This window comes from Streptomyces sp. NTD107, from assembly GCF_059510435.1.
In genome coordinates, this window is the sequence record NZ_JCAJZV010000001.1 from 187,149 (window position 1) to 203,666 (window position 16,518).

Here is a 16,518-nt window from a genome sequence, read left to right on the forward strand (position 1 = left end):
ATGTAAATGGTTTGGGAAAAGCTTGACCGGTGCTTCGTCAGCGCTTGGTGCCCAGCGGGGCGCGGACCAGCGCCTCGTCGATGAAGCACCACCGCCAGTCCTCGCCCGGCTGCGCCGACTGGATGATCGGATGATGGGCGCGCGCCGCGTGCGTGCTGGCGTGCCGGTGCGGGGAGTCGTCGCAGCACCCCACATAGCCGCAGGTCATGCACAGCCGCAGCGCCACCCAGTCGCTGCCGCGCGCCACACACTCCGGGCACTCCTCGGCGTCCGTCTCGGTGATCCGGATCTGATCCAGATGCGTACAGGACGTACTGATGGTCTCCTCACGCACGTACGTCCAGTCCCGGCGCAGCAGCCAGTCCGGCATCACCCGCGCCAGATAGCGGGAGTTCGCCGCCAGCAGCGGACTGAGTACCGCCAGCACCAGCACATACAGCGCCACGAACGGGCCGATCCGGGAGTTGAGCCCGGCCGCCAGCGCGAGGGTGGCCAGAATCAGCGAGAACTCGCCGCGCCCCAGCACCGTCAGCCCGATATTCGCCGCCCCACGCTGATTGAAGCCGAACAGCCGGGCGGTCACGACGCCCGCGCTGAGATTGGCCACCACGGTCACCGCGACCGCCACCGCCACCGGCACCACCACCGCCCCCAGATGGCCGGTGTCGATGCTCAGCCCGAACGCCACGAAGAACACCGCCGCGAACACGTCACGCAGCGGCGTCACCAGCCGCTCCACCCGCTCCCGCAGCCGGGTCCTGGACACCACCAGACCCGTCAGCAGCGCCCCGATCGCGTCCGAGACCCCGGCCTTCTGCGAGGTCCCCGCCACCAGCACCACCAGACCGACGGTGACCACGGCCAGCACCTCGTCCTCCCGGGAGTCCAGCAGCCGCCCCACCGCCCGGGCCCCGAACCGCGCCACCAGCAGCAGCGCCGCCAGCATCCCGAAGCTCAGCGCGATGTCCCGGGCGATCCGGCCCGGCGAGTCACCGGCCGACAGCACGGGGGACAGAAGCGCCAGATAGAAGGCGAGAAACAGATCCTCCAGCACGATGATCCCCAGGATCACCGGCGTCTCGGCGTTGGTCAGCCGGTGCAGTTCGATCAGCAGCTTGGTGACGATGGCGGACGAGGAGATGCCCAGCGCACCGGCGATGACCAGCGCCGAGGAGCCGCCCCAGCCCAGCGCGAAGCCGAAGATCAGCCCGGCCGTCATGTTCAGCCCGATGTAGCAGCCCGCCGCCACCACCAGCCGGCGCCCGCCGCCCAGCACCTCGTCCACCGGGAACTCCACGCCCAGATGGAACAGCAGCAGCACCAGGCCGAGCGCCGCCAGCAGCGCCAGATCGGCGGGGTGGGCGATCAGCACCGGGCCGGGCGTACCGGGCCCCAGCGCGATGCCCACCAGCATGTAGCAGGGCACCGACGGCAGTCCGTACCGGCGGGCGAGGCGCGCCAGCAGCCCGGCGATCAGGACGGCGGCGCCAAGACCCAGCAGATCAGCTTCCGGCACCCGTCCGCCGCCTCCTCACGACTCGAAGAAGGTTGCCGACAGCACCGCCCCCACCTTGCGGGCCTGCTCCTCCGTCAGCTCCAGGACGGCGGTCGGATCGGCCGAGCGGGAGGTGAAGACGTACAGATCACGGACCCCGCCGGACCGGATCACCACCGAGACCCGCTCGTCCTCGCGCTCCAGATCGATGTCGTACCGCTTGCCGACCCCTGGCAGATCGGTGACATGCACACCCTGACCCATGCCCGGCCTCCATGGAATTGCCCGGATTGTCCCCCGAGTATGGCCCAGCCGGGCAACCAGGAAGGGGTGTACGGGGTCCCTCCGGGTGATCGGTTAGCGTGGTGGACCCGCCGGCGGAAGGAACCCGTGTGCCCATGACCCCTCGTTGGCCAAGGCGACGCGGGCGGCTGCTCGCGGGCGCGGCGGCCCTCGCCGCGATACTCGTCGGCGCGGGCACCTGGTCGGTCGCCGCCGAGGACAGCGGGCCCGAAGTCCACCGCCAGGACCGCATGGCGCAGATGCCGGCACAGGACGGCACGGCCGTACGGATCGACACCTCGTACTTCACCGCCGGGGACACCGACACCCCCCGCCCCGCGATCCTCCTGGGCCACGGCTTCGGCGGCAGCAAGGACGACGTCCGCGAACAGGCCGAGGCACTGGCCCGCGACGGCTACGCCGTCCTCACCTGGTCGGCCCGCGGCTTCGGCGCCTCCACCGGACACATCGGCCTGAACGACCCCGAGCGCGAGGTCGCCGACGTCAGCCGCCTCATCGACTGGCTCGCGGAGCAGCCCGAGGTCCAGCTCGACGCGGAAGGCGACCCCCGGGTCGGCATCAGCGGCGAATCGTACGGCGGCGCCATCTCCCTGCTGGCCGCCGGGTACGACGAGCGGGTGGACGCCATCGCGCCCCGCATCACCTACTGGAACCTCGCCGACGCGCTCTTCCCGGACGGCGTCTTCAAGAAGCTGTGGGCCGGGATCTTCTTCACCACCGGAACCGGGGAGACCGGTACCCCCGGCTGCGGAAACTTCTCCGCCGAACTGTGCGCCATGTACGAACGCGTCGCCGTCGCCGGCGCACCCGACGCCGAGGCCACCGCACTGCTCGCCGACCGCAGCCCCTCCGCCGTCGCCGACCGCATCGACGTCCCCACCCTCATCGTCCAGGGCCAGCACGACTCGCTCTTCCCGCTGGACCACGCCGACGCCATGGCCACCGCCATCGAGGCCAACGGCGCCCCGGTCGCCGTCGACTGGACCTGGGCCGGCCACGACGGCGGCGTCTCGGAGAGCGGCCGGATCGAGGACCGCGTCACGCGCTGGTTCGACCACTACCTGAAGGGCGACGAGAGCGCCGACACCGGACCCGCGTTCCGCGTCACCCGCATCTCGGGCCTCGACACCACCAACGGCGACACCCTGCTGCGCGGAGCCGAGTCCGGCACATACCCCGGCCTGGCGGGCGACCCGCGACAGGTGGAACTGAGCGGCACCCCCCAGACCTTCAGCAACCCGGCCGGCGGCACACCCCCCTCGATCTCCGCCGTCCCCGGCCTGGGCGCCCTCAGCGGCCTGTCCACCCTGGGCATGGGCCTCGCCCTCGACTTCCCCGGCCAATACGGAAGCTTCGACAGCGCGCCACTCGACGAAACGATCCGGGTCACCGGCTCACCCACCGTCCGGCTGCACATCACCTCGGACGCGCCCGAGGCCGTGCTCTTCCTCAAGGTGTACGACGTCGCCCCGAACGGCACCAGCCAGTCGCTGCCCGCCCAACTGGTCACCCCGGCCCGGGTGACCGGCACGGACGGCGACGGCACCACCGTCGAACTGCCCCTCCCGGCCATCGACCACCCCTTCGAGGCCGGCCACCGCATGCGCCTGGTCGTCTCCACCACGGACCTCGGCTACGCCTCCCCCGACCGGCCCGCCGTCCACACGGTCGCCCTCGCCGGAGACCAGACCCTGACCATCCCCACCGCCCCCGGCGTCACCCTCCTCCCGACCTCCCTCACCTGGTGGACCTGGGCGCTCCCGCTGATCGCGGCGGCCATCGCGGCACTGCTCCTCCTGACCGGCCGCCACAAGCGCCGCGAGCCTGCGGCCGGTGCGCCGACCGAGCCCCCGGCACGGCACACGACCCCCGCGACACCCGCCGCCGGAGGCGGCCGGGAGGCGGTGGCCGACGCTCCGGTCGCGGGCGTGCCGGCGCGGGACGCCGCGCCTGCGGCGCGCGCCTACGAGGCCGGTGATGTCGAGGCCCCGGTCGTCGTTGGCGGTGCTTCGCCCCGGCCGCGTGGGGCTGACGGCCCGATGCCGGTCGGCGGTGGCCGGGAGGCGGTGGCCGATGCTCCGGTCGCGGGTGTGCCGGTGCGGGACGCCGCGCCTGCGGCGCGCGCCCGCCTGACGGGTGAGCTTTCGACGGCCCGTTCCGCCGGGGTCGGCGAGGCCGCAGAGCCGGCCACCGCCGGCCCGGCCGAGGCCGTCGCCGATCGTGCGGGGTCGTCCGCTGCCGGTGCCGGTGCGAGCCGGGAGGACCGTTCCGGGCCGGTCGGCGCACCCGCCGACGCCGCCGGGGACGCTCACGCGCACGACGCGCACGACGCGCACGACGCGCACGACGCGCACGACGCGCACGACGCGCACGACGCGTCGGCCACCGGCCGCCCCGCCCGGCGCGTGCCCGGGCCGATCACCGCCGCCGCCCAGCCGGCCGGCCCCGATCCGCTGAGGATCACCGGGCTCACCAAGCGGTACGCCGGCTCCGCCGACCGCTACGCCGTACGGGACCTCGGCTTCACCGTCGAGCGCGGCCAGGTGCTCGGGCTGCTCGGACCCAACGGGGCCGGGAAGACCACCACCCTGCGGATGCTCATGGGGCTGATCACCCCCGACGCCGGCGAGATCCGCGTCTTCGGACAGCGCATCACCCCCGGCGCCCCCGTACTCTCCCGGGTCGGCGCCTTCGTCGAAGGCGCGGGCTTCCTGCCCCACCTGTCCGGCCGCGCCAATCTGGAGCTGTACTGGCGCGCCACCGGCCGCCCCGCCGCCGACGCACATCTCGACGAGGCCCTGGAGATCGCCGGCCTCGGCGACGCCCTCGCCCGCGCCGTCCGCACCTACTCGCAGGGCATGCGGCAGCGCCTCGCCATCGCGCAGGCCATGCTCGGCCTGCCCGACCTGCTCATCCTCGACGAGCCCACCAACGGCCTCGACCCGCCACAGATCCGCGAGATGCGCGAGGTGATGATCCGCTACGCCGCCCAGGGCCGCACGGTGATCGTCTCCAGCCATCTGCTGGCCGAGGTCGAGCAGACCTGTACGCATCTGGTCGTCATGGACCGTGGCCGTCTGCTCCAGGCCGGCCCGGTCGCCGAGATCGCCGGCACCGGGGACACCCTGCTGGCGACGCTCGCCCATCCCGTTCCCGACACCGTTCTCGACAAGATCGCCGGCCTGCCCGGCGTCGCCGCCGTCGACCGCGCCACCGGCACCGACGAGGACGGCCTCCTGATCCGGCTGGACGGCACCACCCCCGCCGCCCTGCTTCCCGGCCTCGTCGGGCTGGCGGTCCCGGTCGCCACCATCGCCCCGTACCGGCGCCTCGAAGACGCCTTCCTCACCCTGATCGGAGGCGCGGCATGAGCGCTCCGAGTGCCCCGACCCAGACGAGCAACAGCACCGGCACCGGCATCGGCAGCGGCACCGTGGCCCCCGGCTACCGCCCGCGCCGTACCCTCCCGCTGCGGGTGGAGGCCGCCCGCCAGTTGCGCCGCCGCCGTACCCAGGTGGTGGCGGCCGTCCTGATCGCGCTGCCGTTCGTGGTGGCCGCCGCCTTCGCCATCGGCGGCGAGCGGGGCGGCCGGGACAGCGGCCCCAGCCTGATGGACGTGGCCACCGCCTCGGGACTCAACTTCGCCCTCACCTGTCTCTTCCTGTCCGCCGGCTTCCTGCTGGTCGTACCGGTCGCGCTGTTCTGCGGCGACACCGTGGCCTCCGAGGCCGGCTGGTCCTCGCTGCGCTATCTGCTGGCCGCACCCGTGCCCCGTACCCGGCTGCTCACCAGCAAGCTCACGATCGCGCTGGCGTTCAGCGCCGCCGCCATGGCCGTACTGCCGCTGGTCGCGCTCGGCGTCGGCACCGCGGCGTACGGCTGGGGCCCGCTCCAGCTGCCGACCGGCGGCAGTATCGCCGAGGCCGACGCGCTGGGCCGGATCGCGGTGATCACCGGCTACATCTTCGTCAGCCAACTGGTCACCGCGGCCCTCGCCTTCTGGCTGTCCACCCGCACCGACGCGCCGCTGGGCGCGGTCGGCGGCGCCATCGGGCTCACCATCGTCGGCAACATCCTGGACGCCATCACCGCCCTCGGCGACTGGCGCGAATTCCTGCCCGCCCACTGGGCGTTCGCCTGGCTGGACGCCCTCCAGCCGCAGCTGGAGTGGACCGGCATGCTCAAGGGCGCCTCGGTCTCGGTCTCGTTCGCGCTGGTGCTGTTCGCGCTCGCCTTCCGGGGTTTCCGCACCAAGGACATCGTGTCCTGAGCCGCCGGCCGGCTCCCCGCCCCGTCCCGGCTCCGCCCCGGATGCCTTGACGGGGTACGGGGACGCCCCCAGGATGCATTGGGAGCGCTCCCATGCGAGTGCTCTCCACCCCCCACCGATCCGTGGAAGGACAAGAGCCGTGTCCTCAGCACCTTCCGGACGCCGTCGCAGCCGCCGATGGCCCGCCATCGGCGCCGTCACCGCCCTGCTCGCCGGTTCTGTGGTCGCCGTCACCACGACCGCCACCGCCACCGCCACCGCCGCCGACGAGCCGCCCGAACTCATCGTCAACGGCGACTTCTCGGCCGGCACCGCCCCCTGGTGGTGGACCGCCGGGAGCCCCGCCGGCATCGTCGAGGGCCGGCTGTGCGCCGAGGTCCCGGGCGGCACCGTCAATGCCTGGGACGCCATCGTCGGCCAGGACGGCCTCCCGCTGACCGAGGGCGAGAGCTACACCCTCACCTACACCGCCACCGCCACCGTCCCGGTGACCATCCGCACCAACGTCCAGCTGGCCGCCGAGCCCTGGACCACCGAGCTGGCCGCTGCCGACCCGATCGGCACCGGCCCCGACCCCGAGCCGATCAGCCACGTCTTCACCGCCAAGGGCGACTACACCGCCGCCCAGCTCGCCTTCCAGATCGGCGGCAGCCCCGCCCCGTTCACCTTCTGCCTCGGCAATGTCTCACTGCGCGGCGGCGCCACCCCGCCCGTGTACGAGCCGGACACCGGATCGCCGGTACGCGTCAACCAGGTCGGCTATCTCACCGAGGGGCCCAAGCGCGGCACCCTGGTCAGCGACGTCACCTCACCGCTGACCTGGTCCCTGCGCGACGCCGCAGGCACCGAGCGGGCCACCGGCAGCACCACCCCCGGCGGCATCGACCCGACCTCCGCGCAGCACATCCACACCTTTGACCTGGGGGCGTTCGCCGAGCCGGGCGAGGGCTACACCGTGGCCGTGGACGGCGAGGTCAGTACGCCGTTCGCGATCGGCGACGACCTCTACCGCACGCTGCGCACCGACGCGCTGGCGTACTTCTACCACAACCGCAGCGGCATCGAGATCGAGGCGAGTTACGTGGGCCAGCAGTACGCGCGCCCGGCCGGGCATCTCAACGCGGGGGCCAATCAGGGCGACTTCGACGTCCCGTGCCGCCCCGGCCAGTGCGACTACCGGCTGGACGCGCACGGCGGCTGGTACGACGCGGGCGACCACGGCAAGTACGTCGTCAACGGCGGCATCTCGGTGGCCCAGCTGCTGTCCGCCTACGAGCGCACCCTGACCGCCGACGGCGCCGACGGTGACGCGCTCGGCGACGGTTCACTCGCCATCCCCGAGCAGGGCAACGGCGTCCCCGACATCCTGGACGAGGCGCGCTGGCAGCTGGAGTTCCTGCTGCGGATGCAGGTCCCGGCCGGTGAGCCGCTGGCCGGCATGGCGCACCACAAGCTGCACGACCGCGAGTGGACCGGTCTGCCGCTGCGCCCCGACCAGGACCCGCAGCCGAGGGAGCTGGCCCCGCCGTCCACCGCCGCCACCCTGAATCTGGCGGCTGCCGGCGCCCAGTGCGCCCGGCTGTACGCCCCGTACGACGCGGACTTCGCCGACCGGTGCGAGAGCGCCGCCCGCACCGCCTGGGACGCGGCGGTGGCCAACCCGGCGCGCTACGCCTCCCCGGCGGACGGCCAGGGCGGTGGCGCGTACGACGACTCCGATGTGCGGGACGAGTTCTACTGGGCGGCGGCCGAGCTCTTCATCACCACCGGCGAGGACGGCTACCGGCAGGCGCTGCTCGGCTCCGAACTGCATGGTGACATCGAGGCGGTCTTCCCGCGCGGTGGTCTGTCGTGGCAGTCCACGGCCGGTCTGGGCGCGCTGAGCCTGGCCACCGTGCCCAGCACGCTGCCGGCCGGCGAACTGGCGGCGATCCGTGCCCTGCTGTTCGAGGCGGCGGACGGCTTCGCCGCCGACTCGGCGGGTTCGGCGTACGGGGTGCCGTACAACCCGCCGGGCGGCGGCTACTTCTGGGGATCGAACAGTCAGATCCTCAACAACATGGTGGTGCTGGGCACCGCGCACGATCTGAGCGGCGATGTCCGTTACCGGGACGCGGTGCTGCGCGGCTTCGACTATCTGCTCGGTGCCAATCCGCTGAACCTGTCGTACGTCACGGGGTACGGCGAGCGGTACGCGCAGAATCAGCACCACCGGTTCTGGGCGAACCAGCTGAACTCCAGCCTGCCGCACCCGCCGCCCGGCTCGGTGGCGGGCGGTCCCAACCAGGAGCTCCAGGACCCGGTCGCGGCGGAGCGGCTGGCCGGCTGCGCCCCGGCGATGTGTTACATCGACCACATCGAGTCGTACGCCACGAATGAGGTCACCATCAACTGGAACGCCCCGTTGGCCTGGATCGCCTCCTACGCGGACGATCTGACCGCCTGACGGAGCGGGTTCGGGGTACGGGGCCGACGCCGCGTACCCCGAACCCCGGCACCGGGTGCCGGGGGTTACTCCTCGTCGCCGCCGAAGTCGTCGGCGGCCTCGAAGTCGCCGCCGTCGTCCCCGCCGTCCATCATCTCGCCGATGGCGTAGGCGCCGAGGGCGCCCGCCGCGACGCCGGCCGCCGCGCCCGCGATCACTCCGCCCATGCCGGGCCCGGAGCGCTGCGGCTGCTGCCCCGGGTAGCCGCCCTGCCCCGGGAAGCCGCCCTGCTGCGGGTAGCCGCCCTGCGCGAAGCCCGGCCCGCCGCCGTACCCCATGGCCGCCTGGCGCTGCTGCTGGCGGGCGGCCAACTGCTCCACCCAGCCGGTCACCTCGGCGGTCCAGTCACGCTGCTCCGCGTCGGCGTGCGGGGCCCCGAAGCGCAGGACGTCCTGCTGGCCCTGCCCGAAGAATCCGCCGCGCTTGTCGGCGTCCAGGATGACCTCCACGCCACCCGGAGTGGTGAGAATGGTCACCTCGATCTCCCGCATCACGTGCGCGTACTGGGGCGACGGCGTGAGGTGGATCTGCTGGTGGAACGGCAGGCTCTGGGCGCTGCCGGGGATCTGCCCCAACTCCAGGCCGGCGCCCCGGAAGCCGAAGCCGAGGGCGCCGAACGCCGCCAGGACCGCGTCCTGGAGCGGCACCGGCCTGACCCGCAGCGGGTCGAGGTCGCCCTTGTCCTTGCCGCCGGAGACGGACAGTTCGGTACGGACGCCCAGGACGACGCCGAGCGGCTGCCCGTTCAGCTCGGTGACCGGAGTCTCCCAGGGCAGATGGATGGTGAACGGAATGGCCTGTTGTTCCTCCTCGCGGAGCCGGAACCCGCCGCCGACGGTGACCCGGTCGAAGACGACGAAGCCCTCGCTGTCGCGCTCCACGGCGACGGCGCCGGGACCCTGGGCGTCCACCCGGGCGACCAGATGAAGGCTGATGTGGGAGATGTTCGTCTCGGTGGAGCCGCCGCGCAGTTCCACCCGTCCGGTCAGGGCGCCGCCCGGCAGTACGGCGATGCCCTGCGGCCCGCCGTCCAGGACCGTGTCCACCGTGGGGCCGCCCACTCCGAGGGCTCCGAGCAGCTTCTTGAACACCATCTCGGCGTTCTCTCCTTCGTGTTGTTCATGGGGTAGAGCGTTCGCGCCCGGGGGGCCTGCTCAGCCGGGCATGATCACAACTAACCTGCACCGCGTGGTGGTTCCCGTCCGTCCCGGCGCGCGGAAGTTTTCGGCCATGGTGTGTGTTTCCTCGTAGACGCGTGCCGGTTCGCCCACATCGGGGCATCCGGCGCACATAGGGTGCGATCCGCGGGCACGGTACGGTCGCCGGTTTCTCGCTGTGAGCGTCCGATGACCCGTGACGGAGGTCACGGGAAGAAAACCAGACCAAAAAATGGTTTGGTAAGCTAACTATTAACGCTTTCTTGACGCTCACTTGACCGAGACGTCCGGACGCCCAGGAGGAGACATCCACTTGACGACGCCCGCCCGCATCGGCTTCCGCCCGCTCCCGACCGTCACACCCCCCAGGTGACGGCCATGGGACATGCTGACACTCTGCTCGCCATGGGTGGCGCCTTCGTCGCCGCCGCGGTTCTGGCTCGCCTTGGCAGCCGTATCGGATTGCCGACCATTCCGCTTTTCATCCTCGCCGGCATACTCCTCGGACCGAACACCCCCGGCTTTGTCCTGCTCGACGACCCGCACGACCTGGAGATGCTCTCGGCCCTCGGGCTGGTCCTCCTGCTGTTCTACCTCGGCCTTGAGTTCCACATGGACGACCTCAAGACCGGTGGCAAAAAGATGGCCATCGCGGGGTGCACCTATCTCGCCCTGAACGTCGGAGCGGGGCTCGCCTTCGGCTTCATCATGGGCTGGGGCACCTCGGAGGCGTTTGTCTTCGCCGGTGTACTGGGGATCTCCTCCTCGGCGATCGTCACCAAGATCCTCGTGGACCTCGGGCGGATCGGAAACCCCGAGACCAAGCCGATCCTGGGCATCATCGTGGTGGAGGACATCTTCCTCGCCCTGTACCTGGCCGCGCTCCAGCCGATCATCTCCGGCGCCGACAACCTGGCGGAGACCGCCGGGCAGATCGGCAAGGCGTTCGGCTTCCTGCTGCTGCTGGCGCTCGCCGCCCGCTTCGGCACCAAGGTGGTTGGCAAGCTCTTCGCCATCAAGGACAACGAGCTGCTGGTCATCTCGTTCCTCGGCGCCGCCGTGCTGGTGGCGGGTATCTCCGAGAAGTTCGGGGTGGCCGACGCCATCGGCGCCTTCATGGTCGGCCTGATCCTCGGCAACACCGCGTCCGGCAGCCGGATCCGTGACCTGGTGCATCCGCTGCGGGACGCGTTCGCCGCGATCTTCTTCTTCGCCTTCGGTCTGTCCATCGACCCGGGCGACATGGGAGTCGTCATCGTCCCGGTGCTGATCGCGGTCGCCATCACCGTCGTGATGAACCTGATCGCCGGCATCGTCGCGGCCCGGATCTACGGATTCGGACCGCAACCCACGGCCAATGTGGGTACCACGCTGCTCGCCAGAGGAGAGTTCGCGCTCATCCTCGCCACCATGGCGGCGGCGGCGGGGCTGGATTCCCGGCTGGCACCGTTCATCGCCAGCTATGTGCTCATCCTGGCGGTGGTCGCACCCCTGGTGGCCGGCCGTTCGCACTGGGTGGCCCGGATACTGCCCGGCGGTCGCTCGGACCAGGACGAGACCGAGCGACAGCCGGAGCACGTGTCAGCGAGCCGCTGACCCGTGCGCGCGACGCTCAGCGTCTGGCATGGCGCCCCCGGCCATCGGCCGGGGGCGCGGTGCTGTCGGCACCGGCGGCCGGCGCGGCGCCGGCCGCGCGCTTGCCCGCCCGGCGGGCCCGCCAGAACTCGATCGCGATCGGCAGCACCGAGAGCGCGACGATGCCGACCAGCATGAACTCGATGTTGGCCCGTACGAACGCGATCTGCCCCAGCGCGGCCCCCAGCAGGGTGACCCCGGCGCCCCACAGCACACCGCCGATGACGTTGAAGACCACGAAGGTGCGGTACTCCATCTTCGCCACCCCGGCGATGATCGGGGTGAAGGTGCGCACAATCGGTACGAAGCGGGCGAGAATCAGGGATTTGGGGCCGTGCTTGGCGAAGAACTCGCTCGCCTTGGCCACGTTCTCCTGCTTGAACAGTCTGGAATCCGGCCGGTTGAAGAGCGCCGGCCCCACCTTTCTGCCGAAGAGATACCCGACCTGGTCACCGAGTACGGCGGCGATCACGATGAGTGCGCAGACCAGCCACAGCGGGTAATGGAGGTACTGGTCGGTCGCCACCAGCAGTCCAGTGGTGAACAGCAGAGAGTCACCGGGCAGAAAGAACCCGATGAGCAGCCCCGACTCGGCGAAGACGATCGTCAGGATGCCGATGAGGCCGAAGGTCGGGATGAGCCAGTCCGGGTCCAGCCACTGCGGCCCGAGAGCAAGAGAAACCATAGGAAGGAAACCCCTGAGGAGAAGCCCGGACACGACAGTCCAGGCACTCGCCCCAGGCTACCAACGCAATTCGGCAACGACCCGATTGAAGCCCCGCCCCACGGGGAAGGATGGGCGACCCCGTGGGGCGGGAACAGTGGTCAGGCGGTGGTTGGGGCGTTCACCTCGATCGAGAGGTCGTTGTCCACCGTGTAGTACGGGAAGACCCGCTGCCCGGCCACCTGGGTGTGGGGGTGGACGAACACCCTCTTGCGCTCCGCCACATCGTCCAGCAGCCGGGAGATCCGGATCCGGGGCGCGGTGGGGGAGGGGAGCAGGAACAGATCCCAGTACGCGGCGCGCGGCGGGTCCTCCTCCAGCAGATCGGCGAGGTCCACCGTGAACGAGAGCTCGCCCGACTCATCCGTGCGCGGCACCACCCGGTGCTCCGGGCCACCCTTGCCACGGCGGCGCAGCAGCACCTCGGCGTCCCCGTCCGCCGGCACCCCGGCCGTCCGCGCCGTCACCGTCAGTGAGCCGTTCGCGAGCCGCAGTGCGCCGGCCTCCACATGGCCGTCCCGCAGCCACGCCCGCAGTACCAGCCGGCCCTCCTTGTCCGCGTACGGCACCCGCACCGCCAGCGGTCCGGGGCCGGCCGGGGGAGTGCGGTCCACCAGAGCGCGCAGATCCCGGATCCCGGCCACCACCGGCTGCTCCGTGCCGCCGGCCCGCAGCAGCACCTCCCAGTGGCCCTCGGCCAGCACCTGCTCCACCGGCAGCCGCGCCCGTACCCGCCCCGCCGCCCCCGGCACCCCGGCCAGCGGCAGCGCGACCACCGTGGCCGCCGCGCCCGCCTTCGGCCGCAGCCGCAGCAGCAGCTCCGCCGTATCCGGAGCTTCGCCCGCGGACCCCTGGGGCAGATCGAGCGTCACGAGGAAGAGCCCCGCCTCGTCCACCGCGCAGTCCGCCACCGGGTACTCCGCCCCGTCCAGCCCGGTCTCACTCATCACCGCTCCCTCCGTACCGTCTTCAGCGTGGCGGCACCGGCCGCCAGGGTCAGATCCCGCACCGCCCAGCCACCACCGGCCACCGCCGCGCCGAGCCCCCGCAGCCCGCCGCTCCGGTGCCGAGGCGCGCCGGCGCGCTTGGCCGCCACCAGCTCCTCGAACAGTTCCTCTGCGCGCTCCACCACCGGCACCGGGTCGAACCGGGCCGCGTTCTTGAGCGCCTGCTGGCCCATCCGCTGCCGCAGTGCCGGGTCAGCCATCAGCGCCACCAGCCCGCCGGCCAGCGCGGCGGGATCCCCGACCGGCACCAGCCAGCCGTCCTCCCCGTCGTCGATGATCTCGCGCGGGCCGTTGGGGCAGTTGGTCGAGACCACCGGCAGGCCGCACCGCATGGCTTCCACGATGGTCATGCCGAACGACTCGAACTCCGAACTCATCACGGCGATCGACCCCTTGACCCACTCCGCCTCCAGCGGGGTGGCCGGGCCCATCAGAAACACCTGGTTGTGCAGCGCGAGTTCGTCGATCTTGTGCCGCAGCTTGTCGCGCTCCGGGCCGTGCCCGTAGATCCGCAGCTGCCAGTCGGGGAACCCCTCGGCGAGCACGGCCCACGCCTCGATCAGCTGGTCGTAGCGCTTGACCCGGTGCAGCCGCCCGGCCGCGATCACCACCCGGGCGCGCCCGTCGGCCGGCGGCAGCACCGGCTCGGGCACGCTGTTGGGCAGCGCCGCCACCCGTACCCCGGCCAGCCGCATCTTGCGGCGGTAGGAGGCGGCGTCGGCCTCGGTGACGGTGGTGATGCCATCCAGCCGGTGGTAGACGCGGCGCATGGAGTTCCGCATCCTGGCCGGGTGGCTGTCCAGCGTCAGATGTTCCTGGGCGACCTTCACCACCCGGTCGGGGGCCTGGGCCGCGAGATGGATGTTGAGCCCGGCCCGGGTGCCGACCACCACATCGGCGTCCACGCTGTCGAGCGCGGCGCCGATCCGCTCGTCGGTCAGCCGGCTGTACTGGGCGCGCCGCGAGTCCCCGGAGGGGAAGATCCGGGAGGGCTCGCTGTGCCGGGGGTCGTTCTGCTCGGTGGTCAGATCGACCAGGGGGCGCATCCGCACCCGGGGATCGAGCGGGAAGCGCGGCTGCTCCCGGTGCCGCAGCACCGAGATGATCTCGACGTCGTGCCGTGCCGCCAGTGCCTGTGCCAGGTTGAACGTGGTTCTGATGGTCCCTCCGATTCCATAGCCGTTATGGAGGAGGAAAGAGATCTTCATATCTTCAAAGACAGCCTGGACCTGGCAAAATGTTGCGTCCTTGACCAAAACTTGGTGCAAATGGACCGCAGGAACCGCCCGCTCAGGCGATGTCCGTCACCGTGACGGTCACCTTGACCCGGTTCGCCCCACCCTGCCCCAGCACCTCCGCCGCCGCCCCGGCGACCGCCGCCCGTACCGCCCGGGTCACCTCCACGGCCCGGTGCCCACGCTCCGCCGCCAGCTCCACCCGGACCTCCCAGCCGCCCGCCGCCCGGCCCGGCCGCACCCGTACCCCCGCCGGGACCCGGAGCGCCCCGCCCACCCCCGCGCCCCGCAGCACCTCCGCGAGCCCGGGACGCAGGAACGCCACCCCCTCGACCTCGCGCGCCGCCGCCGCGGCGGCCCGCCGCAGCCGGTCCGCGAGTTCACCGTTCACCATGATCCCCGCCCATTCCCGTGCCCGCGTCCGCCGGCCGGCTCCACGAGATCGACCACCACCACGTCCACGGAGTGCACATCGAGCCCCAGCCGTTCATCGGCCGCCCGGGCCACCTCGTCCCGTACGGTCGCCGCGAGCACCGGAATCGTCCACGACATGCCCGCCACCACCTCAAGCCGCACCCGCACCGGACCGCGCGTCGCCGAGTCCCGGCCGCCCGCGCCCAGCGGGGCGATCCGGCAGCTCCCGGCGGTGACCTCCGGCAGCGTGTCCACCACGGACCGGAACACCTTGGCCGCCGCCGCCTCCACGATCCAGCCGTCCTCGTCCGGTTCGCCCAGCGGCAGCGTACGCCCCGGACGCAGCTCCATCCGCACGATGTCCATCACCCGCGAGACCGACAGCTCGCGGCGCGGGGCCGCCGCCTCCGCCTCCCGGGAGCGGGTCACGAAGTCCTCCAGCGCGCGCAGCTCGGCGAGCGCCCCGGCACAGTGCGGGCAGTCCGCCGGGTGCCCGGCAGCCGGCGGTACGGTCCCGCTCTCGCTCCCGGCCTCGGCGTCGTCCCACAGCTCCATCAGCGACCGCCCGCAGGGCAGCAGCTCGTCCTCGGTCTCCTCCCCGGTCCCGTTGTTCAGCGCCATGCCGCCATCGCCTCCGTCAGAGCGCGTCTGGCCCGGAAGATCCGGCCGCGCACCGCCTGCGGGCTGATGCCGACCGCCCGCGCGATGTCCTCGTACGACTGATCGTGAAACTCCCGCAGTACCCAGCATGCCCGCTGCTCGGGCGAGAGGCCGGCCAGCGCGTCACGCAGCGCGTGCACCGCCGCGCCCGTCTCGGCCGCCCGCTCCGGTGAGGCCGTGCGCTCCGGTGCCGCCGGCTCCGCCACCGCCTCCAGCGGGGCGAGGGGCCGGCGGGCGCGCAGCACGTTCAGACAGCGGTTGGTGACGATCCGGTACATCCAACTGCCGAACGCGGCATCGCCCCGGAACTCGGGCAGCCGCCGCCACGCGCTCACCAGCGCCTCCTGAACCGCGTCCTCCGCCTCGGCGGCTCCGCCGAGCAACTGCTCCGCCAGCCGCAGAAGCACCGGACCGTGCCGCCGTACCAGCACCTCAAAGGCATCCTCGTCGCCCTCCCCTGCCCGCACCGCGAGCAGCGCGTCGTCGTGCCGAGCCAGGCCGTCCCCGGACACGCACCGCCCCCTTCCGAAAAAAATCCGCCGCGACCGCGTGACGATTCCGCGCCCGCCGTGTCCAACCAGTTGTCAGCACGACATCACCGCATGACGGGAAGGTACGCCATGGCAGCCAAGACAGGTTCCCCCACCACTGTTCCGGCCCCCGCGACGGAGGACGCGACCGCCGCGAACGCGGCGACGGACGGCGGCACCAGCCTCACCGAGGGCCGTACCGGTACGCAAGAGCCCGCCGCTAACCGCGGCCAGACCTCCATCGCCGGCGGCGTGGTCGAGAAGATCGCCGGCCTCGCCGCCCGCGAGGTCCCCGGGGTGGCCGCCCTGGGCGGCTCGCTCAGCCGCACCCTCGGCGCCGTCCGCGACCGGGTGCCGGGCGGGCGGTCCAGCGTCAGCCGTGGCGTGAAGGTGGAGGTCGGCCAGAAGCAGACCGCCGTCGACCTCGACGTGGTCGTCGAGTACGGCGTGCCGATCACGGATGTCGCGCACGAGGTGCGGGAGAACGTCATCGCGGCGGTGGAGCGGATGACCGGACTCGAAGTCGTCGAGGTCAATCTCTCCATCGTCGATGTGCGGCTGCCCGACGAAGAGGACCCGGAGGGCGAGGCAAGGGTGCGGTGA

The 16,518-nt window shown here is 72.1% G+C and carries 14 protein-coding genes; 5 read left to right on the top strand and 9 right to left on the bottom strand.

The features are described 5' to 3' along the window. Positions 1 to 37 precede the first annotated feature (37 nt). Both AC5WRL_RS00880 and AC5WRL_RS00885 read right to left on the bottom strand, forming a co-directional pair. A complete protein-coding gene (locus AC5WRL_RS00880; protein ID WP_496086258.1) occupies positions 38 to 1,516 on the bottom strand; it encodes a cation:proton antiporter domain-containing protein in 1,479 nt (492 codons plus the stop codon). Between the two features lie 15 nt (positions 1,517 to 1,531). Further along, positions 1,532 to 1,759, bottom strand: a complete 228-nt coding sequence (locus AC5WRL_RS00885) for a cation:proton antiporter regulatory subunit (protein ID WP_496086259.1) — start codon at positions 1,757 to 1,759, stop codon at positions 1,532 to 1,534. A gap of 134 nt (positions 1,760 to 1,893) precedes the next feature. Between AC5WRL_RS00885 and AC5WRL_RS00890 the strand changes: the two genes are divergently transcribed. The 3 genes from AC5WRL_RS00890 to AC5WRL_RS00900 all read left to right on the top strand — a co-directional run bounded on the left by AC5WRL_RS00890 (position 1,894) and on the right by AC5WRL_RS00900 (position 8,514). Then, on the top strand, positions 1,894 to 5,169 hold the full coding sequence (locus AC5WRL_RS00890) for an alpha/beta fold hydrolase (protein WP_496086260.1): 3,276 nt from the start codon (positions 1,894 to 1,896) through the stop codon (positions 5,167 to 5,169). Continuing rightward, positions 5,166 to 6,068: an ABC transporter permease gene (locus AC5WRL_RS00895; protein WP_496086261.1), complete on the top strand. Its 903-nt coding sequence runs from the start codon at positions 5,166 to 5,168 to the stop codon at positions 6,066 to 6,068. Before AC5WRL_RS00890 ends, AC5WRL_RS00895 begins: the two co-directional genes overlap by 4 nt. Before the next feature lie 73 nt (positions 6,069 to 6,141). Next, the gene (locus AC5WRL_RS00900) at positions 6,142 to 8,514 is read left to right on the top strand and encodes a glycoside hydrolase family 9 protein (RefSeq protein ID WP_496086262.1); all 2,373 of its coding nucleotides are present in this window, start codon (positions 6,142 to 6,144) and stop codon (positions 8,512 to 8,514) included. A 65-nt stretch (positions 8,515 to 8,579) separates the two neighbouring features. Here AC5WRL_RS00900 and AC5WRL_RS00905 read toward each other — a convergent pair whose 3' ends face one another. Next, positions 8,580 to 9,647 carry a sporulation protein gene (locus AC5WRL_RS00905; RefSeq protein ID WP_496086263.1) on the bottom strand — a complete coding sequence of 356 codons (1,068 nt, stop codon included), beginning with the start codon at positions 9,645 to 9,647 and terminating at the stop codon, positions 8,580 to 8,582. A gap of 468 nt (positions 9,648 to 10,115) precedes the next feature. On the opposite strand from AC5WRL_RS00905, the gene AC5WRL_RS00910 reads away from it, so the two are divergent. Then, complete coding sequence (locus tag AC5WRL_RS00910; protein ID WP_496086786.1) at positions 10,116 to 11,306, top strand: cation:proton antiporter; 1,191 nt, start codon at positions 10,116 to 10,118, stop codon at positions 11,304 to 11,306. A gap of 16 nt (positions 11,307 to 11,322) precedes the next feature. Here the strand turns inward: AC5WRL_RS00910 and AC5WRL_RS00915 are convergent, their stop codons facing one another. The 6 genes from AC5WRL_RS00915 to AC5WRL_RS00940 all read right to left on the bottom strand — a co-directional run bounded on the left by AC5WRL_RS00915 (position 11,323) and on the right by AC5WRL_RS00940 (position 15,897). Further along, a complete protein-coding gene (locus tag AC5WRL_RS00915; RefSeq protein WP_496086264.1) occupies positions 11,323 to 12,030 on the bottom strand; it encodes a DedA family protein in 708 nt (235 codons plus the stop codon). A 140-nt stretch (positions 12,031 to 12,170) separates the two neighbouring features. Beyond that, complete coding sequence (locus tag AC5WRL_RS00920) at positions 12,171 to 13,016, bottom strand: hypothetical protein (RefSeq protein ID WP_496086265.1); 846 nt, start codon at positions 13,014 to 13,016, stop codon at positions 12,171 to 12,173. Next, the gene (locus tag AC5WRL_RS00925; RefSeq protein ID WP_496086266.1) at positions 13,016 to 14,284 is read right to left on the bottom strand and encodes a glycosyltransferase family 4 protein; all 1,269 of its coding nucleotides are present in this window, start codon (positions 14,282 to 14,284) and stop codon (positions 13,016 to 13,018) included. The genes AC5WRL_RS00920 and AC5WRL_RS00925 overlap by 1 nt, the downstream gene beginning before the upstream one ends. An 82-nt stretch (positions 14,285 to 14,366) precedes the next feature. Next, on the bottom strand, positions 14,367 to 14,705 hold the full coding sequence (locus tag AC5WRL_RS00930) for an Asp23/Gls24 family envelope stress response protein (RefSeq protein WP_496086267.1): 339 nt from the start codon (positions 14,703 to 14,705) through the stop codon (positions 14,367 to 14,369). Then, positions 14,699 to 15,346 carry a hypothetical protein gene (locus AC5WRL_RS00935; RefSeq protein WP_496086268.1) on the bottom strand — a complete coding sequence of 216 codons (648 nt, stop codon included), beginning with the start codon at positions 15,344 to 15,346 and terminating at the stop codon, positions 14,699 to 14,701. The genes AC5WRL_RS00930 and AC5WRL_RS00935 overlap by 7 nt, the downstream gene beginning before the upstream one ends. Then, the gene (locus AC5WRL_RS00940) at positions 15,337 to 15,897 is read right to left on the bottom strand and encodes an RNA polymerase sigma factor (RefSeq protein WP_496086269.1); all 561 of its coding nucleotides are present in this window, start codon (positions 15,895 to 15,897) and stop codon (positions 15,337 to 15,339) included. The genes AC5WRL_RS00935 and AC5WRL_RS00940 overlap by 10 nt, the downstream gene beginning before the upstream one ends. 108 nt (positions 15,898 to 16,005) lie before the next feature. Between AC5WRL_RS00940 and AC5WRL_RS00945 the strand changes: the two genes are divergently transcribed. After that, complete coding sequence (locus AC5WRL_RS00945; RefSeq protein ID WP_496086270.1) at positions 16,006 to 16,518, top strand: Asp23/Gls24 family envelope stress response protein; 513 nt, start codon at positions 16,006 to 16,008, stop codon at positions 16,516 to 16,518.